Origin of the sequence: Mesorhizobium sp. L103C119B0 (assembly GCF_000502235.1) — a bacterium.
Classification (GTDB): domain Bacteria; phylum Pseudomonadota; class Alphaproteobacteria; order Rhizobiales; family Rhizobiaceae; genus Mesorhizobium.
This window is the reverse complement of the sequence record NZ_AYXE01000001.1, coordinates 65,170-85,503: the sequence shown is the minus strand read 5'-3', so window position 1 is coordinate 85,503 and position 20,334 is coordinate 65,170. Positions and strand designations below refer to the sequence as shown.

19 protein-coding genes and 1 pseudogene are annotated in these 20,334 nt (G+C 64.3%); 14 read left to right on the top strand and 6 right to left on the bottom strand.

The window, feature by feature from the left end; genetic code table 11:
• The first annotated feature begins 66 nt into the window (after positions 1-66).
• From X728_RS165645 to X728_RS165655, 3 genes are all read left to right on the top strand, one after another.
• Positions 67-1,032 (top strand): L-threonylcarbamoyladenylate synthase, encoded by a 966-nt coding sequence (locus X728_RS165645; RefSeq protein ID WP_023727502.1) that lies wholly within the window; start codon positions 67-69, stop codon positions 1,030-1,032.
• Positions 1,033-1,050: 18 nt separating this feature from the next.
• Positions 1,051-2,481 carry an FAD-binding oxidoreductase gene (locus tag X728_RS165650; protein ID WP_023830298.1) on the top strand — a complete coding sequence of 477 codons (1,431 nt, stop codon included), beginning with the start codon at positions 1,051-1,053 and terminating at the stop codon, positions 2,479-2,481.
• A 183-nt stretch (positions 2,482-2,664) separates the two neighbouring features.
• A complete protein-coding gene (locus X728_RS165655) occupies positions 2,665-3,231 on the top strand; it encodes a DUF6101 family protein (RefSeq protein ID WP_023668457.1) in 567 nt (188 codons plus the stop codon).
• Between the two features lie 268 nt (positions 3,232-3,499).
• Here X728_RS165655 and ubiA read toward each other — a convergent pair whose 3' ends face one another.
• Positions 3,500-4,483, bottom strand: a complete 984-nt coding sequence (gene ubiA / locus X728_RS165660; protein ID WP_023830297.1) for a 4-hydroxybenzoate octaprenyltransferase — start codon at positions 4,481-4,483, stop codon at positions 3,500-3,502.
• Positions 4,484-4,534: 51 nt separating this feature from the next.
• Positions 4,535-5,446, bottom strand: coding sequence for a LysR family transcriptional regulator (locus X728_RS165665; protein ID WP_023830296.1), 912 nt, complete (start codon positions 5,444-5,446; stop codon positions 4,535-4,537).
• Between the two features lie 91 nt (positions 5,447-5,537).
• Here X728_RS165665 and X728_RS165670 point away from each other — a divergent pair, with 91 nt between their 5' ends.
• Positions 5,538-6,332 (top strand): phytanoyl-CoA dioxygenase family protein, encoded by a 795-nt coding sequence (locus X728_RS165670; protein ID WP_023830295.1) that lies wholly within the window; start codon positions 5,538-5,540, stop codon positions 6,330-6,332.
• Positions 6,333-6,465: 133 nt separating this feature from the next.
• Positions 6,466-7,752, top strand: coding sequence for a phosphoribosylamine--glycine ligase (gene purD, locus X728_RS165675; protein WP_023830294.1), 1,287 nt, complete (start codon positions 6,466-6,468; stop codon positions 7,750-7,752).
• A 3-nt stretch (positions 7,753-7,755) separates the two neighbouring features.
• On the opposite strand, the gene X728_RS165680 is transcribed toward purD, so the two are convergent.
• Entirely contained in the window at positions 7,756-8,868 is a 1,113-nt protein-coding gene (locus X728_RS165680) for a glycoside hydrolase family 25 protein (RefSeq protein ID WP_023806746.1), read from the bottom strand.
• A gap of 448 nt (positions 8,869-9,316) precedes the next feature.
• Between X728_RS165680 and X728_RS165685 the strand changes: the two genes are divergently transcribed.
• On the top strand, positions 9,317-11,086 hold the full coding sequence (locus tag X728_RS165685) for an acyl-CoA dehydrogenase family protein (RefSeq protein ID WP_023830293.1): 1,770 nt from the start codon (positions 9,317-9,319) through the stop codon (positions 11,084-11,086).
• A gap of 31 nt (positions 11,087-11,117) precedes the next feature.
• Positions 11,118-11,870, top strand: a complete 753-nt coding sequence (locus tag X728_RS165690) for a crotonase/enoyl-CoA hydratase family protein (protein WP_023709883.1) — start codon at positions 11,118-11,120, stop codon at positions 11,868-11,870.
• 8 nt (positions 11,871-11,878) lie between these two features.
• On the opposite strand, the gene pdxH is transcribed toward X728_RS165690, so the two are convergent.
• Positions 11,879-12,508, bottom strand: coding sequence for a pyridoxamine 5'-phosphate oxidase (gene pdxH / locus X728_RS165695; RefSeq protein ID WP_081732290.1), 630 nt, complete (start codon positions 12,506-12,508; stop codon positions 11,879-11,881).
• Between the two features lie 28 nt (positions 12,509-12,536).
• Here pdxH and X728_RS165700 point away from each other — a divergent pair, with 28 nt between their 5' ends.
• A complete protein-coding gene (locus tag X728_RS165700; RefSeq protein ID WP_023687129.1) occupies positions 12,537-12,998 on the top strand; it encodes an RT0821/Lpp0805 family surface protein in 462 nt (153 codons plus the stop codon).
• A 124-nt stretch (positions 12,999-13,122) separates the two neighbouring features.
• A complete protein-coding gene (locus tag X728_RS165705; RefSeq protein ID WP_023692090.1) occupies positions 13,123-14,052 on the top strand; it encodes a J domain-containing protein in 930 nt (309 codons plus the stop codon).
• Between the two features lie 19 nt (positions 14,053-14,071).
• On the opposite strand, the gene X728_RS165710 is transcribed toward X728_RS165705, so the two are convergent.
• Positions 14,072-14,707: a TetR/AcrR family transcriptional regulator gene (locus X728_RS165710; protein WP_023692089.1), complete on the bottom strand. Its 636-nt coding sequence runs from the start codon at positions 14,705-14,707 to the stop codon at positions 14,072-14,074.
• A gap of 186 nt (positions 14,708-14,893) precedes the next feature.
• Here X728_RS165710 and mddA point away from each other — a divergent pair, with 186 nt between their 5' ends.
• The 3 genes from mddA to X728_RS165725 all read left to right on the top strand — a co-directional run bounded on the left by mddA (position 14,894) and on the right by X728_RS165725 (position 17,308).
• Entirely contained in the window at positions 14,894-15,628 is a 735-nt protein-coding gene (gene mddA, locus X728_RS165715) for a methanethiol S-methyltransferase (protein ID WP_023698505.1), read from the top strand.
• Between the two features lie 224 nt (positions 15,629-15,852).
• Positions 15,853-16,674 (top strand): enoyl-ACP reductase FabI, encoded by an 822-nt coding sequence (fabI, locus tag X728_RS165720; protein WP_023727494.1) that lies wholly within the window; start codon positions 15,853-15,855, stop codon positions 16,672-16,674.
• Between the two features lie 46 nt (positions 16,675-16,720).
• On the top strand, positions 16,721-17,308 hold the full coding sequence (locus X728_RS165725) for a histidine phosphatase family protein (protein WP_023732104.1): 588 nt from the start codon (positions 16,721-16,723) through the stop codon (positions 17,306-17,308).
• An 84-nt stretch (positions 17,309-17,392) separates the two neighbouring features.
• On the opposite strand, the gene X728_RS165730 is transcribed toward X728_RS165725, so the two are convergent.
• Positions 17,393-17,647: a DUF1344 domain-containing protein gene (locus X728_RS165730; RefSeq protein ID WP_023685405.1), complete on the bottom strand. Its 255-nt coding sequence runs from the start codon at positions 17,645-17,647 to the stop codon at positions 17,393-17,395.
• A gap of 183 nt (positions 17,648-17,830) precedes the next feature.
• On the opposite strand from X728_RS165730, the pseudogene aroC reads away from it, so the two are divergent.
• Both aroC and ribB read left to right on the top strand, forming a co-directional pair.
• A pseudogene (gene aroC / locus X728_RS01000000166075) lies at positions 17,831-18,956 on the top strand (chorismate synthase).
• A gap of 74 nt (positions 18,957-19,030) precedes the next feature.
• Entirely contained in the window at positions 19,031-20,131 is a 1,101-nt protein-coding gene (ribB, locus tag X728_RS165735; protein WP_023738482.1) for a 3,4-dihydroxy-2-butanone-4-phosphate synthase, read from the top strand.
• Positions 20,132-20,334: the final 203 nt, after the last annotated feature.

Sequence of the window (20,334 nt, the reverse complement as noted above, 5' to 3'; positions counted from 1 at the left end):
AAGCGCGTCGCATGAATCCGGTTCAGCGCGACGCGCTTTAGGTCCGGTGCCTGTGAGGTGAAGCGAGTGGCTGAGATACTATCCGTCGGCGAAGCGATGGAGCAGGCGTTGGCGCTGCTCGAGGGCGGCGACGTCGTCGCCATCCCGACGGAGACCGTCTATGGACTGGCCAGCGACGCGACCAATGGCGTCGGCGTCGCCCGCATCTTCGAAGCCAAGGGCCGGCCGCGCTTCAACCCGCTGATCGCCCATGTCGCCGATCTCGCGATGGCCGAGCGCATTGCGATCTTCGACCCGCTTTCGAAGCGGCTGGCCGAGGCGTTCTGGCCGGGGCCGCTGACGCTGGTGCTGCCGCTCCGACCCGGCAACGGCATCCATCCGCTGGTCACCGCCGGGCTCGATACGATCGCGCTGCGCATGCCGAGGGGCTTCGGCGGCGAGCTGATCGCCAGGCTCGGCCGCCCGCTGGCCGCGCCCAGCGCGAACTCTTCGGGCAAGATAAGCGCGACGACAGCGCAAGCCGTGGCGGCCGATCTCGGCGCCAAAATCCGGCTGGTGGTCGATGGCGGCGCCACCCCGGTCGGGCTGGAATCGACCATCGTCAAGGTCGAAGGCAACAGCGTGCGGCTGCTGAGGCCAGGCGGCATCGCTGCCGCCGATATCGAGGCCGTCACCGGCCTCAAGCTGCAGCGCGGCGCGACGGCCGGCATCGAGGCGCCCGGCATGCTGGCGTCGCATTATGCGCCGGGCGCCGCGGTGCGGCTCGACGCGCAAAACGTGGTTGAAGGCGAGGCCTTGCTGGCCTTTGGCGTCCGCCGCGCCGAAGGCTGGCAAGCGGCGGCCGCCTTGCGCAACCTGTCGGCATCAGGCGATTTGCGCGAAGCCGCAAGCAATCTGTTCGCGTATCTGCAGGAACTCGACCGCAGCGGTGCGGCGACGATCGCCGTCGAGCCGATCCCGTTCGATGGGCTCGGCGAGGCGATCAACGATCGGCTGTTTCGTGCCGCTGCCCCCCGTGACAAGCTCGACTGAGCGCCATAGTTTGCGCCCATGAACGACTCCCCCTTCGATCTCGATCCCGCCCTCATCGACCGCTTCACTGCCATTGTCGGCGAAAAATATGCACTGAGCGACCAAGCCGATATTGCACCGTATCTTACCGAGAGGCGCGGTCTGTGGCATGGCAGGACCGCCTTGGTGCTGCGTCCCGGCAGCGTCGACCAGGTGAGCCGTATCATGCGGCTGGCGAGCGAGACGGGAACGCCGGTCGTGCCGCAAAGCGGCAACACCGGGCTGGTCGGCGCCCAGGTGCCTGACGCATCCGGCCGCGAGATCGTGCTTTCTTTGTCGCGGCTGAACCGCATTCGCGAGATCGACGTCTTCTCCAACACGGTAACCGTCGAGGCCGGCGTTATCCTGCAGACGCTGCAGGAAGCCGCCGACGCCGCCGACCGGCTGTTTCCGCTGTCGCTTGCCGCGCAAGGGTCCTGCCAGATCGGCGGCAATCTCTCGTCCAATGCCGGCGGCACCGGCGTGCTTGCCTATGGCAATGCGCGCGAACTCTGCCTTGGTGTCGAAGTCGTGCTGCCGACCGGCGAGGTGTTCGACGATCTGCGCAAACTGAAGAAGGACAACACCGGTTACGATCTGAAGAACCTGTTCGTCGGCGCCGAAGGCACGCTCGGCATCATCACCGCGGCGGTGCTGAAACTGTTTCCCAAGCCCAAGGGGCGCGAAGTGGCCTTTGCCGGCCTGTCGTCGCCGGAAGCAGCGCTTTCGCTGTTCAGCCTGGCGATGGACCGGGCAGGGGCGGCACTCACCGCCTTCGAGCTGATCGGCCAGCGTCCTTATGATTTCACGCTGCGCCATGCGCAGGGCGTCACGCGGCCGCTGGCGCAGGATTGGCCATGGTATGTGTTGATGCAGGTGTCGTCGGGCCGTTCGGCCGAGGACGCCAGGGGGCTGATCGAAGAAGTGCTGTCGGCAGGCCTCCAGCAAGGCATCGTCGGCGACGCGGTGATCGCGGCCAGCCTGGCGCAGGGCGACGCGTTCTGGAACTTCCGCGAGGTGCTGCCGGATTCGCAAAAGCCCGAAGGCGCTTCGATCAAGCATGATATTTCGGTACCGGTGGCATCCATCCCGGCGTTTATCGAAAAGGCGGCCGGTGCAGTGGCTTCGGTCAGTCCGCAGGCGCGCGTGGTCTGCTTCGGCCATATGGGCGACGGCAATCTCCACTACAACATCTCCCGGCCGGAGGGCGGTGACGACGAAGCGTTTCTCGGCCTCTACCACGCCATGAACCATGCCGTGCACGATGTCGTGCGCTCCTTCCACGGCTCGATCTCGGCCGAGCACGGCATCGGCCAGTTGAAGCGCGACGAGCTGATCGCCACCGCGCCGCCAATGGCGATCGAGCTGATGCGCCGGGTGAAGGCCGTCTTCGATCCGGCCGGCATCATGAATCCCGGTAAGGTTATCTGATCCTTTCAACATTTTGTGGCTGGTCTCATTCCGATAACCAATGCCTGAGATCAGCAAAATTTAACTGACTTTCTTAAGCCGGGCGGCAGAAGCTCGCGCTAATGTTTCACACAACGAGGCCGGGAAAACCGGCCCGGAGAGACCCGCAAAACGGCTCTCAGGAGAAACACAGGAAGGCAGCAGATGAACAGTGTATTGAAGCCCGTCTGGGCCGGGCGCAACATGCGCCTCGACCCATTCCGCCTGCCGCAAGTGGTGAGCTATGCCACGCGCGACGACTATGGCGACGTTACCTTCACCATCGACCAGCGCGGCGCCGTCATCCGCCGCACGCTCGAGATGAGCGGCGTGCCGGCGATCATCGCGCTGCCCGCCAACGCGTTTCGCGGCGTCGCCGCCCGCGCGATGGAGGATGCGCAAGGCAATGTCACGGTAACCCTCGAACTCCTGCACAACGACCCGATGCTGTCGGTGCCGCTGCTGGTGGCCGACGATCTCGACGACGTCGCCGCCGACTGGCGCGCCTGGGCCGATGCTTACCGGCTGCAGATGCTGCTGATCGAATCCGACGGCATTGCCCGCACGCTTGAGGAATCGCTCGGCGCCGCCATCAAGGCGCTGCCGGCCAAGGATCGCCGCAAGGGCCGGGTCTCGACCACGCGCCGCCCGCGCTTCCTCGCCCGCCGCAGGGCCGGCAATCTCGGGCTGAGGCTGGTGATCGACGGCCAGGAGATTATTTCGAGAGAGTAGCTTGACCGGCGATTGGCGAAACCGCCGACGACAGCCTTCTTCTCCCCGTCACTATACGGGGGTTGAGGAGCGGTCCGCGTAGCGGACGAAAAGCCAATTGCTTGGCTTTTCGAGTGACCAACGCCCGGCAGGGCGATGAGGGGCGGCGCTGACCGAGGCATTTCTCGCAATATCGCCGCTGTGCATCTCACCTCAACTGCAAAGATTGGCGCTGCCCCTCATCCGGCTGCCGCCACCTTTTCCCCGTGTAGTGACGGGGAGAAGGAGATTAAACCAGCGGCTTTAGCGCCACCCACAGCGCACCGCCGATCAGGCCGATGAAGATCAACCAGCCGACCTGGTTGTTGGATTTGAACAGCCGCAGGCATTGATCGGGATCGTCGATATCCAGAACCGCTATCTGCCGCGCCATATGGGCGCCGGCGGCGATCAGCCCGGCCAGCGCCACCACCGGCGCCTGCGCCGAGGCGAAGGCGATTGCGAAGCAGACCAGCGTGCCGCCATAAAGCCCGACCAGCCAGGTCTTGGTGTTGTCGCCGAACAGCCGCGCCGTCGAGCGCACGCCGACGATGGCGTCGTCTTCCTTGTCCTGATGTGCATAGATGGTGTCGTAGCCGATCACCCACAGGATCGAGCCGATATAGAGCATGACGGCCGGGCCATCGAGATCGCCGAACTCGACCGCCCAGCCCATCAGCGCACCCCAGGAGAAGGCGAGCCCGAGCACCAATTGCGGCCAGTTGGTGAAGCGCTTCATGAAGGGATAGACGGCAACGATGACCAGCGAGACGATGCCGAGCGGAATGGCGAAGTCGTTGAACTGCAACAGCACGACCAGGCCCAGCAAGGCCTGGATGACCAGGAATATCCAGGCTTGGCGGCGCGTCACCTTGCCGGCCGGCAATGGCCGCGAGCGCGTGCGCTCGACCTTGTTGTCGATGTCCTGGTCGACAATGTCGTTATAGGTGCAGCCGGCGCCACGCATGGCGACGGCGCCGACAAAGAACAGGAACAGGAACCACGGCGACGGCAGTAATGTCAGCACCGGGTCTGCCGGGCGGGGATAGGCGCTGGCCGCAAGCGCTGCCGACCACCAGCAGGGCCACAGCAGCAATTGCCAGCCGATCGGCCGGTCCCAGCGCGCAAGCTGCGCGTAAGGCCACAGCCAGCGCGGCAATATCTTGTAGACCCAATGGCCGCTCGGCGCGTCGGCGACGCGGCCCTGTGCGGCTTTCGACTGGATGGTTTCCATCGTGCTGGAGTGGCAGCAGCGGCGTGCCCCGTCAAGCGGCCGCATTGTCGCTCAGGCGGTGAAAACATCGTGGCTGGCAAACCATGCCTTCGCCACCTCCGTGAAGGCCAGCGCCGCCTTCGACAGCCTTTGCCTTGTGTCATGGGTGAGGATGATGCGCTGCATCGGCAGCGGATCGGACAGCGGCTTGCAGACCAGCGGCAGCCCGTCATAACTCCTGTCGCCATAGGGCCTGGTGTAGCTCACCGCGACGCCGAAGCCGTTGGCGACCATGCTGCGCTGCAGTTCGAACGAACTCGCCGTCGATTGCGAGACCGGCGACAGGCCGCGGCTGAGGAACAGGTCCAGCATATGCTGCCAGCTATGCGGCTGGTCAGTGGTGATCAAGGGATGGGTCGCCAGCTCCGCCAGGCTGACGCTCGCCTGGCTGGCCAGTGCGTGGCCTTGCGGCAGAAGCGCGTGTGGCCGCAGCTCATGCAGCAGGATGCGGGCGAAGTGCGAGGGCAGGCCGAGATCGTAGGTCAGGCCGAGATCGATTGCCGCATCGCCGAGCCGCCGGCCCAGCGTCTCGAAGGTCTCGTCGCGGACCACCACGGTGACCGCCGGGCAGCGTTGCGAAAAAGCGCGGATCAGCGCCGGCGCGAAATAGGGCGCCAGATCCTCGAAACAGCCGAGCACAAGTTCGCCCCCGACATCGGCGTCGCGCGTCCCGAGCCCAACCAGTTCGTCCGCTTCGGCCAGCACCTGCTTTGCCTTCGCCACCGCGCTGCGGCCGAACGGGGTCAGCGCGATGCCGCTGCCGCGCTGGCGCACGAACAGTTTCTGGCCGAGCGTCGCTTCGACATTGTCGATCGCCACCGAGATCGACGGCTGTGAGACGTTCAGCATCCGCGCGGCCGCGGTGACGCTGCCATGCCGTGCGACGGCGACGAGGTAACGCAGCTGGGTGAGGGTCAGATTCATAGTCTAAAACTATAAGAGAGATGAGAAGTTATTATTTTACGCGATGTGCGGCGGCTGCGATAGTCGGTCATCGAAACAGGGAAGACATGAGATGGCCGCCAGACATACTGATGCCGCAGCGATTGCCGACTACCAGCGCGACGGCGCGGTCTGCATACGCGGCGCCTTCAAGGACTGGGTCGGCACCATCGCCGCCGGCATCGAGCGAAACATGCAAAACCGCAGCGCCACGGCTTCGGACATCGCCAACGGCAAGGGCAGCTTCTTCGACGATTACTGCAATTGGGAGCGCATTCCCGAATTCGTCGACGTGGTGCGCAATTCCCCGGCCGCGGAACTCGCGGCAGCGGCGATGCAGTCGCGCAGCGCCCAGTTCTTCCACGACCATGTGCTGGTCAAGGAACCGGGCACGCAAAAGCCGACGCCTTGGCACCAGGACATCCCGTATTACTTCGTCGATGGCACCCAGACCGTCAGCTTCTGGATTCCGATCGATCCGGTCAAGGAAGCGACGCTGCGGCTGATCGCCGGCTCGCACAAATGGGACAAGATGATCCTGCCGTTGCGCTGGCTAGATGACAGCAATTTCTATGCCGGCGAGGGCGACTACCTCCCCGTGCCGGATCCAGACAAGGACCCGTCGCTGAAGGTGCTCGAATGGGAGATGGAACCGGGGGACGCCATCCTGTTCGACTTCCGCACCGCGCATGGTGCGCGCGGCAATCCGACCGCGGCGCGGCGCCGGGCGCTGTCGCTGCGCTGGGTCGGCGACGATGCGCGCTATGTCGAGCGCCCCGGCCGTACCTCGCCGCCCTATGCCGGCCATGACATGAAGCCCGGCCAGAAACTGCGCGAGGACTGGTTTCCAGTGGTCTTCCAGAGCTGATACCGGCCGGGGACGCCGTGCTCTCGGCGCGACGTTCCCGTGCGCAACCGGTATGGCGCAAGGTAAAACTCTTGACCCGCGCCGCCCGGGGCAATAGCGCAGTCCCTGTCGTGAAATGACAAGGGACATCGGCATGCGCGTTTTGCTAATCGGCTCCGGCGGCCGCGAACATGCCCTGGCCTGGAAGATCGCGGCCTCGCCGCTTTTGACCAGGCTCTATGCCGCGCCCGGCAATCCGGGCATCGCCCACGAGGCCGAACTGGTCAAGCTCGACATCGCCGACCGTGCCGCTGTTGCCAGCTTCTGCCAGGACAACGCGATCGATCTCGTCGTCGTCGGGCCGGAAGGGCCGCTGGTCACCGGCATTGCCGACGATCTGCGTGAGCAGGGCATCCGCGTCTTCGGCCCGTCGAAGCGGGCAGCGCGGCTCGAAGGCTCGAAAGGTTTTACCAAGGACCTTTGCGCCAAATACGGCATCCCGACCGCCGCCTATGGCCGCTTCACCGATCTTGCCTCGGCGAAAGCCTATGTCGAAAAGGTCGGCGCGCCGATCGTCATCAAGGCCGACGGGCTTGCCGCCGGCAAGGGCGTCACCATCGCCATGACGCTGGACGAGGCGCGCGCCGCCCTCGATGCTTGTTTCGACGGCGCATTCGGTGACGCCGGCGCTGAGGTAGTAGTCGAGGAATTCATGACCGGCGAGGAGGCGAGTTTCTTCTGCCTGTGCGACGGCACGACCGCACTTCCCTTTGGCACCGCGCAGGACCACAAGCGCGTCGGCGATGGCGATACCGGCCCCAACACCGGCGGCATGGGCGCCTATTCGCCGGCGCCGGTGATGAGCCCCGAAATGGTCGAGCGCACCATGCGCGAGATCGTCGAGCCGACCATGCGCGGCATGGCCGAGCTTGGCGCGCCGTTCGCCGGCATTCTGTTTGCCGGGCTGATGATCACCGACAAGGGGCCGAAGCTGATCGAATACAACACCCGCTTCGGCGATCCCGAGTGTCAGGTGCTGATGATGCGGCTGAAGGACGATCTGCTGGTGCTGCTCAACGCCGCCGTCGACGGCCAGTTGGCGCACAGTTCGATCCGCTGGCGCGACGATGCCGCGCTGACCGTGGTGATGGCGGCACAGGGCTATCCCGGGACGCCGGAAAAAGGCTCGGTCATTCGGGGTCTCGACGAAGCCGCTGGCGAAGGCGTTGAGATTTTCCATGCCGGCACTGCCATCAATGGCGGCGCGCTGGTCGCCAATGGCGGCCGCGTGCTCAACGTCACGGCATCAGGCAAGACGGTGGGCGAAGCGCAAAGCCGCGCTTACGCCGCGCTCGACCGTATCGACTGGCCGCAAGGCTTCTGCCGCCGCGACATAGGCTGGCAGGCGGTGGCGCGGGAAAAGGCCAGCGCCGCCACATAAGCCTCAGCGCTCGCGAACCAGTTCCGTCGAAGCGGTGCTGACCGGGTCGGCGGCCTGCGAGAAGGCGGCCTCGAGCAGAGCCTCCGAACGATACGTGGTCCGCTTCCAGGCGACATACTCGGCAATGCCGAAGCGCGCGCGGCGCGGCACCGTCTTGACCACCGGCATGCGGAAGGCGGCGCGGAATGTCTGCCAGCGCGCGCCGAGCACCGCCACCATTTCCTCGACCGTCGGTGGCGTCGCCACATCGGCGTATGTGATGGTGACTTTGCCGGCGAGCCCGGCCGCGCGCGACACCGGCACCGGTATTGAGGCGAGGTAGTCGGGCGGCACGTCGATCAGGCCGCCGAAGGGCCATTGCTGGCGCAGTGCCGCCGCGTCCATCGGCGCGACGTTGACGTCGATGTCGTTGGGCGTGCCGGCGACGCGGTAGGGGCAGCGCAGGCGCCCGCAATTGGCCTGCGCCGAGAACTGCCACAGCGCATAGCCCTGCCAGTTGCCCATCGGAAAATGCACGTCGATGTCGGGCTTGTAGCGCGCATACCAGAGCGGCAGCCGCGACAGCAGACGGTATTGGTAGCGGTTGTCGGCGATGTACTGGGCGGTCTTGCCGTTGGTGTAGAGGATCGGGAAACGGCCGAGCCGCCGGTGCACCTGGCGCACGAATTCCTCGGCATCCTCGAGCGACATCCATTGCGAGGGGTCGTTGCCTTCGAGATCGAGGGCGAGCAGATCGTCAGGGGCTGGCTCGGCGAAATCGATGAAACTGTTGGCCTGCTCGAGCGGATTGCCGGGGCGGGCAAGATGATACGCGCCCCATCTCAGGCCGAGCGCCTTGGCCACCACCTTGCGCGTCTGAAACAGCTCGCGCGTCACCGCAAAGCGTTTCCACAATGTCTTGCAGAGTTTGACCGTAGGCTCGTCGCCGTAGCAGAAATAGGGCGGCGGCAGCCCGTCGGAGGCCTTGTTGATGAAGCCGACAATGCGCTTGTCGGTGGCAAGCTGCGCCCAGTCGATGGAATTGTATTCATAGGCGTCGACCACCAGCGCGCGGTCGCCATCCCGCCAAGGCTCGGAAAAGTCCGAGGCTGTAGCCGCTGACGTCAGCGCCATCATCGCCGCGAGAGCGATCGCTGAGCGGCGAAGAAGATGCGCCGGCGTTTTCAAACAGGGGATCCCCGCTGACCAAACACCGATGGTGGACCGGTATGGTTAAGGAAGTGCTTTCGGGCAGGAGTCCTGTCGCTCTCGCGATTTCGTCATTCTATGGCGAAGCAAGGAGCGAAGCGACGCGGCGCGGACCATAGTATGCATTCCGCGACTTCGAAGCGCTGCCACGGCGCGGAATTCTGCACCGTTGCGCCCCTAGCGCGAGGTCGCGACATGGTACTCGGCGTCCGCTACGCTCCCGCTCCACCTGTGGACGACGAAGTTCGATGAAAATCCGCGTGACAAAGTTTGACGTTTACGTAAAAAGAAGGTCGGAGGCCGCCCAGAGGCGGATGGTTTTGCATCGGCCCGGGTCCTAGGATCGAGCGGCCGGAGCAGCGGAGGAGAAAGCGGCATGTACAAGGCCCCGGTCGGCGACATTTCGTTCACGCTCAAGCATGTCGCCGGGCTCAAGCCGGCGCTCGACCGCGGCACGTTCGGGGACCTCGGCGAAGACCTTGTCGACGCCATCCTGTCCGAGGCCGGCCGCTTCGCCAGCGAGGAAGTGGCGCCGCTATACAAGATCGGCGACCAGCATGGCGCGGTGCTGAAGGATGCGACCGTGACCACGCCGCCCGGCTGGAAGGCGCTTTACCGCAGCTGGATCGACGGCGGCTGGAACGCGCTGTCGGGACCGGAAGAATTCGGTGGCCAGGGCCTGCCGACCATGGTCGGCGTTGCCGCGCTCGAAATGTGGAACTCCGCCGCCATGGCCTTTGGCATCGGCCCGACGCTGACCATGGGCGCGGTCGAGGCGCTCGACAAGCATGCTTCCGAAGCGCTGAAGGCAAAGTATCTGGCAAAGCTCGTCTCCGGCGAGTGGATGGGGACGATGAACCTGACCGAGTCGCAGGCCGGTTCCGATCTCGCCGCCTTGCGCAGTCGCGCCGAGCCTGCCGGCGACGGCACCTACCGCATCTTCGGCCAGAAAATCTTCATCACCTATGGCGAGCATGATTTCACCGACAACATCATCCATCTGGTGTTGGCGCGGCTGCCCGACGCACCGGCCGGCACGCGCGGCATCTCGCTGTTTTTGGTGCCGAAATTCCTGGTCAATGATGACGGCTCGCTCGGCGCCCGCAACGACGTCTTCTGTTCCGGCCTCGAGCACAAGCTCGGCATCCATGCCTCGCCGACTTGCACCATGATCTATGGCGACGGGTTCCAGGGTGCTGCGCCCGGCGCCATCGGTTGGCTGATAGGCGAGGAGAACAAGGGGCTCGCCTGCATGTTCACCATGATGAACAACGCGAGGCTTTGCGTCGGCATGCAGGGCGTGGCAGTGGCCGAAGCCGCGACGCAGAAGGCGATCGCCTATGCCAATGAGCGCCGCCAGGGCAAGGCATCGGACTTTTCAGGCGCCGGGATGGCGCCGATCGTCCATCACCCCGACGTGCAGCGCAATCTCTTGACCATGAAGGCTTTGACCCAGATCGCCCGCGCCATCTCGTATTCCTGCGCCTATGCCATCGACTTCGCGCGTGTGTCGACAGGCGAGGAGGCCGCGCATTGGCGCGATCGCGCCAATCTGCTGACGCCGCTGGCCAAGGCCTTTTCCACCGATATCGGCGTCGATGTCGCATCGCTCGGCGTCCAGGTCCACGGCGGCATGGGCTTCATCGAGGAGACGGGCGCGGCCGCGCTCTATCGCGACGCCCGCATTGCGCCGATCTATGAAGGCACCAACGGCATCCAGGCGATCGACCTTGTAGCCCGCAAATTGCCGCTTGGCGGCGGCGAGCATGTGCATGGCTATATCGCCGAACTGAAGGCCATCGCCGACGAGGTGCGGACCTCGAACCTGCAGGGCTTCGGCCGCAACGCCGAAGCGCTTGACCAGGCGTTCGACGATCTCACCGAGGCGACGCGCTTCCTGCAGAAGCTGCTGGCCGACGGCCGTCTGGACGAAGCGCAAGCCGGTGCGACCCCCTATCTCAGGCTGATCTCGCTTGCTGCCGGCGGCGCCTATCTGGCGCGTGGCGGACTTGCCCAGCAGAGCCGCATCGCCCTTTGCCGCTTTTTCGCCGAAAACCTGCTCGGCGAAGTCAGCGCCTTGAAGGAACGCGTCATCGATGGCGCCGAGAGCCTCGCTACCGCCGGCAAGGCGCTGATAACGGCCTGAATACCAGAGCGCTCACCAGGGAAGAATGACCGTGACAGACCATATTCTCGTCGAGCGCCAGGGCGCCATCCAGATCATCCGCATGAACCGTCCCGACAAGAAGAACGCACTGACGCGCGCCATGTACGCGACAATGTCCAAGGCGCTGGCCGATGGCGATGCCGATCCGGCGGTCCGCGTCCATGTCTTCCTCGGTGTTTCAGGCGCCTTCTCTTCCGGCAACGATCTCGCCGATTTCCTGGTCATCGCCACCGGCGGTGAAGGCGGCAACGAGGTCTGGGACTTCCTGATGGCGCTGGCCAAAACGGAGAAGCCGATGGTCTCCGGCGTCGACGGCATTGCCGTCGGCATCGGCACCACGCTCAATTTGCATTGCGACCTGACTTTCGCCACGCCGCGCACGGTGTTCCGCACACCATTCGTCGACCTCGGCCTGGTGCCGGAGGCGGGCTCCAGCCTGCTGGCGCCGCTCATCCTCGGCAGGCAGGGCGCCTTCGCGCTGCTTGGGCTCGGCGAAGGTTTTTCCGCCGAACGCGCCAAGGCCGCCGGCCTGATCTATGAGGTGGTCGAGGAGGGCGGGCTAGAAGCCGCGGTACTCGCCGCGGCCGGCGCGATCGCCGCCAAGCCGCCGCAGGCGCTGAAGATTGCGCGTGACCTGATGCGCGCCCCGCGCGACGAGCTTGTCGCCCGCATCAAGGTGGAGAGCGAGCATTTCTCCGAGCGGCTGAAGTCCGACGAAGCGCGCGCCGCGTTGACGGCCTTCATGACGCGCAAGAAGGCCTGAACCTCTCCTCAGGGATAAAGCCGTGTCTTGTCCCAGCCGCCTTCGGCGTTGCGCGAAAAGACCAGCCGATCGTGCAGCCGGAATGGCCGGTCGTGCCAGAACTCGATCGCCTGCGGCACGATGCGGAAGCCCGACCAGTGCTTTGGCCGCGGGATTTCGCCGATAGCGTAGCGCGCCGTGTATTCGGCCACCGCCTTCTCCAGGGCAAAGCGGCTTTCCAGCGGCCGCGACTGTTTCGAAGCCCATGCGCCGATCCGGCTGCCGCGCGGCCGCGTCGCGTAATAGGCGTCGGCTTCAGCGTCGCTGACGATCTCCACCGGACCGCGTATGCGCACCTGGCGGCGCAGCGATTTCCAGTGGAAGCACATCGCCGCCTTCATGCTGCCAAGAATCTCGCGGCCCTTGGCGCTCTCGAAATTCGTGTAGAAGACAAAGCCGCTTTCATCGAAACCCTTGAGCAGCACCATCCGCACATCCGGCATGCCGTCGGCATCGACGGTTGCAAGTGCTACGCCGTTGGCGTCGTTGATTTCGCTTTTCTTGGCGTCCTCCAGCCACTCAGCAAAGAGCCGGAACGGCTCGGCGGCTTCGGTAAAGTCACTACTTGTTAACTCAGTGTCACTCATAGTTTTTCTCAAATTGTCTCGAGCTTCAGGAGGTTGCCGATTGTCGCGTATCGCGCAAGCTTTTGACAGCGGGCAATGGAGCGTTATCGCTTCGGCCAGTTCGAAAGCCGTGATCGTGATTATCGCACTGCCGCTTGCCGCCTGCGGCGCCGGCGGCTTCAGCCTGGAAAAGGCCGAGGTCGATCGTTCCATCGTCACCTCAAGCGCGCCGGCCAGGGTGACATCGACGGACGCCGACAGCGCTTCCGACCAGACCACGATCGGCAATGCGGTGTCTTCGGCCGACATCGAGGAGCTTCGCGGCCAGGCCGTGCCCTGGGCGAATGCCGACACCGGCTCGCGGGGCTCCATCACCGAACTCGCCGAAGTGCAGGACAACGGCCAGGCCTGCCGCAGCTTTACCGCCTCGCGCGAAAGCTTCGACGGCGTCGCTTTGTTCAAGGGGCAATTGTGCATCGCCGCGGCCGGCGGCTGGCACATGCAGGACTTCAAACCGCTCTGATTTTCGAGGTTTGCGGGCACCGCAATTTCAACCCTCGATAAGCCTGCGCGCCACTGGAATTTCTTCCTATGGGAGCGCATATAAGGGCCAACGTGGATTTAACTCATTTTCCAGGGCAGGACGCATGCGCGACCCCTATGAGGTGCTGGGCGTGGCCAAGAACGCATCGGCCAAGGACATAAAATCGGCCTACCGCAAGCTCGCCAAGAAGTATCATCCGGACCAGAATCCGAATGATCCAAAGGCCAAGGACCGTTTTGCCGCCGCCAATCAGGCCTATGAGGTCGTCGGCGACGAGAAGAACCGTGCGGCCTTCGACCGCGGCGAGATCGACGCCGACGGCAAGCCGAAATTCCAGGGCTTCGAGGGTGCAGCCGGCGGCGGCGATCCGTTCGGTGGCTTCCGCCGCCAGCAGGGCGCCGGCGGCTCGCGCTTCGAATTCCGATCGGGGCGTCCGGGCGGCGATCCGTTCGACGGCAACAGCGACATTTTCAGCCAGATCTTCGGCGACGCCTTTTCCGGCGCGCGCGGCGCCGGAACAGGCGACCGCCGCCAGCAGGCGACAGCCGCCGATCTGAACGTCACGCTCGACGTCACCATCGAGGAGATAGCGACCGCCGAAAAGGTGACGGCGATGTTTCCCGACGGCCGCAAGATCGCGGTCAAGCTGCCGGTCTATGTCGAGGACGGACAGACCATCCGGCTGAAGGGCCAGGGCGAGCAGGGGCCGGGACAGCCGGGCGATGCACTGGTCAAGATCCGTATCCGCAGGCACCCGCGCTACCGCATCGAGGGCCGTGACCTGCATGCCGATCTGGAGGTAGCGTTGGCCGACGCGGTGCTGGGCGCCAAGGTGCCGGTCGACACGCCGACCGGCAGGCTGGCGGTCAACATTCCGGCCTGGTCGAGCTCCGATAAGGTGCTGCGCCTGAAGGGCAGGGGCTTGCCGGAAAAAGCGGGTGGCCATGGCGATCTCTACGCCCATGTCCGCATCATGCTGCCGGAAGGCGGCGACAGCGAACTCGAAGCGCTGATGCGCAGCCGCAAAGGCTGACGCGGCCCGACTTGGCTGGCTAGCTGCCGGGCGCTGCTTCCTCCATCCGCCGGATGGTTTCGCCGAAGCGGCGCAACGCCTGCCGCACCGGGACATGCGGGCTCTCGATCTCAAGCAGGATCATCGTCTCGCTGCCGAGGAATGCGGCGCTGACCAGGCTGGTCACTTCGGCGGCGGAGAATGGCCCGAGGCCGCCGAACCGCCGCTCCGCCTCTTGCGCCAGTCCGTCCAGCAGTTCGAACCAGCCGCGCAGGTCGCGGCGCACCGCCTTGGCGATCTCGGGGCTCGACAGGCTTGCCGCGATCATCTCGTGCAGGATCCGGACATAGCCGGACGCCAGATCATCGTCGAGGAAATCGCAAGCGCGCTCCCAGCGTTGCCACAGCGGCATAGGTGCCGCAAAAGTCTCCGCCTGGCGCTTCAGCAGGCCCTCGTTCAGATGGTCGAGCAGGGCCAGGAACAGCCGTTCCTTGGAGCCGAAATGGTAATGGATCTGGCTGAGCGGAACGCCGGCGATCTCGGCAACGCGGCGCGTCGACAGATCGGCATAACCGCCTCGATGGAGGCATAACTCGGCAGCCGAAATCAGTTCGGCGCGCGTGTCGCGCTTTTGCTTGTTCTGCGGCGGGGTAACGGCTTCGGCAGCGTCCGTCATGCGGCGTGGCTGCCGCTGGTAGCGATGCAATCTGGGCGGATCATAGCTTCTCCTGTCCGGGGCTGGACGTCCCTCCACTCTATCTCGGTCGAGCGACCGATCAAGTTGACTCGCCAGAAAATTTATGGTTTTTGACGCTGAATTCGGTCGACCGACCGAATCCTGATGCTTGCATGGAGGGCACTCATGGCGGGCGTAATCACCCTTATCTACGGCGTTGCCGCATACCTGATTTTTCTCGGTTCGTTTCTCTATGCGGTCGGTTTCGTCGGCAACATGGTCGTGCCGAAATCGATCGATTCCGGAGTCGCTGGAAGTCCGGCCGAAGCCGTCATCGTCAATGCACTGCTGCTCGGTCTTTTCGCCGCCCAGCACAGCATCATGGCGCGGCCGGTTTTCAAGCGCTGGTGGACACGGATTGTCCCGCACGCGGCCGAACGCAGCACCTATGTGCTTCTGGCCAGCCTCATCCTGCTGCTCCTCTACTGGCAATGGCGGCCGATTCCCGGTCTCGTCTGGACGGTCGAGAACCCGGTCTGGGTCGCCGTCATCCATGGCGTGTTCTGGCTCGGCTGGGCGGTATTGTTGACCAGCACCTTTCTGATCAACCATTTCGAACTGTTCGGCCTGCGCCAGGTTCTCGCCGCTTTGCGCAAGAGCGAACCGGCGCCGCCCGTGTTCAGGACGCCGCTGTTCTACAAATGGGTCCGGCACCCGCTCTATGTCGGCTTTCTCCTGGCCTTCTGGGCGACGCCGTCCATGACATGGGGCCATCTTCTGTTCGCGGCGGGCAGCACCGGCTACATCCTGCTCGGCATCTTCCTCGAGGAACGCGATCTCGTCGCGATGTTCGGTGACCAGTACCGCCTCTACCGCAAGCAGGTGGGAATGCTCATTCCCTGGCGCAAAATGGCTGGATAGGGCCGATGCGTTGCCGACCAGCCGATTCGGCTGGTCGGCCGGGCCTGGGCCATCAAGGCGCGCTGGCCGCAGTGAGGCGTTCAAATCTCACAACAACGTTATTATCCCCCATTCGTTGTCACGCCGAGTGTCTGAATTGAACGCGCGCCCCGTCTGCGCTTGATGCGCCTTTCTGCCTGTGCGATAGGCACTCCAAAGCAGAAAATCTTTCGGAGAGCGCTGACATGGCGGGTGGACAGGGCCTTATGGCCGGCAAGCGCGGCCTTATACTGGGCGTCGCCAACAACAGATCGATTGCCTACGGCATCGCCAAGGCCTGCGTCGACCATGGCGCCGAGATCGCGCTGACCTATCAGGGCGAGGCGTTCAAGAAGCGCGTCGAGCCGCTGGCGGCGGAATTGGGCGCCTTTGTCGCCGGTCATTGCGATGTCACCGATCCGGCGAGCCTCGACGAGGTGTTTGCCAATGTCGCCAAGCATTGGGGCGGCAAGCTCGATTTCCTCGTCCATGCCATCGCTTTTTCCGACAAGGACGAGCTGACCGGACGCTATGTCGAGACGACGCGCGACAATTTCCTGCGCACCATGGACATTTCGGTCTATTCCTTCACCACCATCGCCAAGCGCGCCGAAGCGTTGATGACCGATGGCGGCTCGCTGCTGACGCTGACCTATTACGGCGCCGAAAAGGTCATGCCGCATTACAACGTCATGGGTGTCGCCAAGGCCGCGCTCGAAGCCAGCGTGCGCTATCTCGCCGTCGACCTCGGCGGCAAGAAGATCCGCGTCAACGCCATCTCGGCCGGGCCGATCAAGACCTTGGCTGCTTCGGGCATCGGCGACTTCCGCTACATCCTCAAGTGGAACGAATACAATTCGCCGCTGAAGCAGACCGTCACCCAGGAAGAAGTCGGCGATTCCGCCGTGTATTTCCTGTCGGACCTGTCGCGTGGCGTCACCGGCGAGGTGCACCATGTCGATTCCGGCTATCACGTCGTCGGCATGAAGGCGGTCGACGCGCCGGATATTTCGACCGTCAAGGAATAGTTCTGCCGCGGTTTCCGCCTGCCTGTCCTGATTTCCGGAAGACCTGATGGTTCCGCTCGTCTACATCGTGCGCCATGGCCAGACGCAGTGGAATGCCGAGTCGCGGCTGCAGGGCCAGGCCGACACCGATCTCAACGCGCTCGGCCGCGAGCAGGCGACCCGCAATGGACGGCGGCTGGCCGAACTGATCCAGAATCCTGAGGATTTCGACTTTGTCGCCAGCCCGATGAAGCGGACGCGCGAGACGATGCAGCGGCTACGCTTGGCGATGCAACTCGATCCCGATGCCTACCGCACCGACCCGCGTCTGGTCGAGGTGCACTTTGGCGACTGGCAGGGCTTTACCTATGCCGAACTCGATGCGCGAATGCCGGGCTCGGCGAAGGCGCGACGGCGCAACAAATGGAATTTCCAGCCGCCGGGCGAGGGCGCCGAAAGCTACCAGATGCTGCTCGAACGGGTGAAGCCGTGGTTCGACGCGCTCGACCGCCAGACGGTCTGCGTCACGCATGGTGGCGTCGTGCGGACCCTGTTTCGGATGGTCAAGGGTGTTTCCGAACACGAAGCGGCAAACCTGGAAGTGCGGCAGGACCGGGTGCTCAGGCTGCAGGACGGGCGTCTGGATTGGCTTTAGGTTCGAGCAGATAAAAACAGGACGACCGTCCTGTTTATCCGGGCAGGGCTCCGCCGAGCGGCAAGGGCCTGTGCGATGTCGGTGTTACTCGGTGTCGGGCAGTTCCATGTCGGTGACGACGTTCTCGCCATTCGTCACGTCATAGGCAATGACGATATCCATGCCCGGTTTCAGCGAATCGAGATCGGTCTCGGCGTTGAGCTTGAAGGACTTGCCGTCCTCCAGCGTCAGCGTCAGCGCGTCCTTGTCGACCTTCTTGATCAGGCCTTCGGTCTGGCCGGCATAGGCGGCGGTGGAAATCAGCAACATGGCGGCAGCAGCGCCAATCAGGGTACGCATCGTCGTCCTCTTTGTCATTGCGCCTGCACGGATGGCGGCGAGCTTTCAACGGGCGGATGGAAGAGAGCAGAAACCAACCGAATGTGTCAAAACTAAAACCGCCGGATCACAGTTTGACCGCTGTGGAAAACGCCAATAGAACGCACCTTTGATCCGGTCCGCTGCCGGGCAGGGCTAAAATTCATGTCTCACAACACGTTCGGCCATCTCTTCCGCGTCACCACCTGGGGCGAAAGCCATGGCCCGTCGCTCGGCTGTGTCGTCGATGGCTGCCCGCCCGGCATCCGCTTCACACGGGCCGAAATCCAGGCCGAACTCGACAAGCGCCGCCCCGGCCAGTCACGTTTTGTGACGCAGCGCCGCGAACCGGACGAGGTGAAGGTGCTGTCCGGCTTCATCCTCGACGAGGACGGCGAGTCGATGATCACCACCGGCACGCCCGTCTCGATGCTGATCGAGAATATCGACCAGCGCTCCAAGGACTATGGCGAGATCGCCCGCCAGTACCGCCCCGGCCATGCGGACTACACCTATGACGTCAAATACGGCCTGCGCGACCATCGCGGCGGCGGCCGTTCTTCGGCCCGTGAGACCGCCGCTCGCGTGGCGGCCGGCGCCTTGGCGCGCAAGGTGGTGCCCGGCATGGTGGTGCGCGGCGCGCTGGTCTCGATGGGCGAGAAATCCATCGACCGCGCCAACTGGAACTGGAATTTTATCGGTGACGCCGAAAACCCGTTCTTCACCCCCGATCCGGCGTCCGTTCCCGTCTTCATGCAATACCTCGACGGCATCCGCAAATCCGGCTCCTCGGTCGGCGCGGTGATCGAGATCGTCGCCGACGGCGTGCCCGCCGGACTTGGCGCGCCGATCTACGCCAAGCTCGACCAGGACATCGCGTCCGGCCTGATGTCGATCAACGCCGTCAAGGGCGTCGAGATCGGCAACNATCGGCAACGGTTTCGAAGCCGCCCGCATCACCGGCGAACAGAATGCCGACGAGATGCGCATCGGCAATGACGGCAAGCCGGTCTTCCTGTCCAACAATGCCGGCGGCATTCTGGGCGGCATCTCGACCGGCCAGGCGATCGTCGCCCGCTTCGCCGTCAAGCCGACCTCGTCGATCCTGACGCCGCGAAAATCCATCGACAAGGACGGCAACGACGTCGACGTCATGACCAAGGGCCGCCACGACCCCTGCGTCGGCATCCGCGCCGTGCCGATCGGCGAAGCCATGGTTGCCTGCGTCATCGCCGACCATTATCTGCGGCACCGGGGACAGACAGGCCGGGGATTAGGCAGTAGGGATTAGGCAATAGGCCAGCCCATCCTTCCTTCCCTAACTCCTACTGCCCAACCCCTATTCCCTGCGAGCGAAGCGAGCCAATGCCATACGATCAGAAGAAAATCGTCGAAGCCATCCGCGCCTTCGAGCGCGGCGAGATCGTCGTCGTCATGGACGATGACGGGCGTGAGAACGAGGGCGACCTGATCGTTGCCGCCGTGCATTGCAGCCCGGAGAAAATGGCCTTCATCATCCGTCACACCTCCGGCATCGTCTGCACGCCGATGCCGCGCGAGGAGGCCAAGCGGCTCAATCTGCAGCCGATGGTCGCCGACAATGATTCCGCCCACACCACGGCCTTTACCGTCAGCGTCGATTTCAAGCATGGCACCACCACCGGCATTTCGGCCGAGGACCGCACGCTGACCGTGCGCAACCTGGCCAACGGCAATGTCGGCGGTTCGGATTTCGTCCGGCCCGGCCACATCTTCCCGCTGATCGCTAGGGAAGGCGGCGTGCTGATGCGCTCGGGCCATACCGAAGCCGCGGTTGACTTGTGCAAACTTGCCGGCCTGCCGCCGGTTGGCGTGATCTCGGAGTTGGTCAATGACGACGGCACCGTCAAGCGCGGCCCGCAGGTGGCGAACTTTGCCGAGGAACACGGCCTCAAGCAGGTCTCGGTCGCCGACCTCATCGCCTACCGGCAGCGCAAGGAAACGCTGGTCGAACGCGTCGCCTGCTCCGAAATCGACACACTCGGCGGCAAGGCGCAGGTCTTCACCTACACGCTGCCTTGGGATTCCATGCACCATGTCGCGGTCGTTTTCGGCGACATCCGTGACGGCGAGGACGTCCCGGTGCGGCTGCATTCCGAGGATGTGGTGACCGACGTGTTCGGCACCAGCCACCGGCTCGACGCCATTATGAAGGCGATGGGCGAACGCAAGCGCGGCGTCATCGTTTACCTCCGAGAGGGTTCGGTCGGCGTCGCCCATCAGGAGCGCAACCGGCCGATGAGTGCCGACCGTGAGGACCACGAAGAGGCCCGCCGCCGTGAGAACGAGTGGCGAGAAATCGGCCTCGGCGCGCAGATTCTCAAGGATCTCGGCATTTCCTCGATCAACCTGATCGCCTCGCGCGAGCGCCACTATGTCGGGCTTGAAGGCTTTGGGATTCACATCGCGAAAACTGAGATTATCTAGTTTCTCAGGTGGATGGCGCGTCGGAAGGATTGCGCGGGCAGGTCACATGCGTTTGTGATTGGCCGAAGCCTTTCCGCGGTCGTCATCCTATGGCGAAGCAAGGAGCGAAGCGACGCGGCGCAGACACAGGACCCATGCCGCGACTTCGACGCGTTGCAACGGTGCAGAATTCTGCTCCGCTGCACCCTTCGGTCAAGGTAACG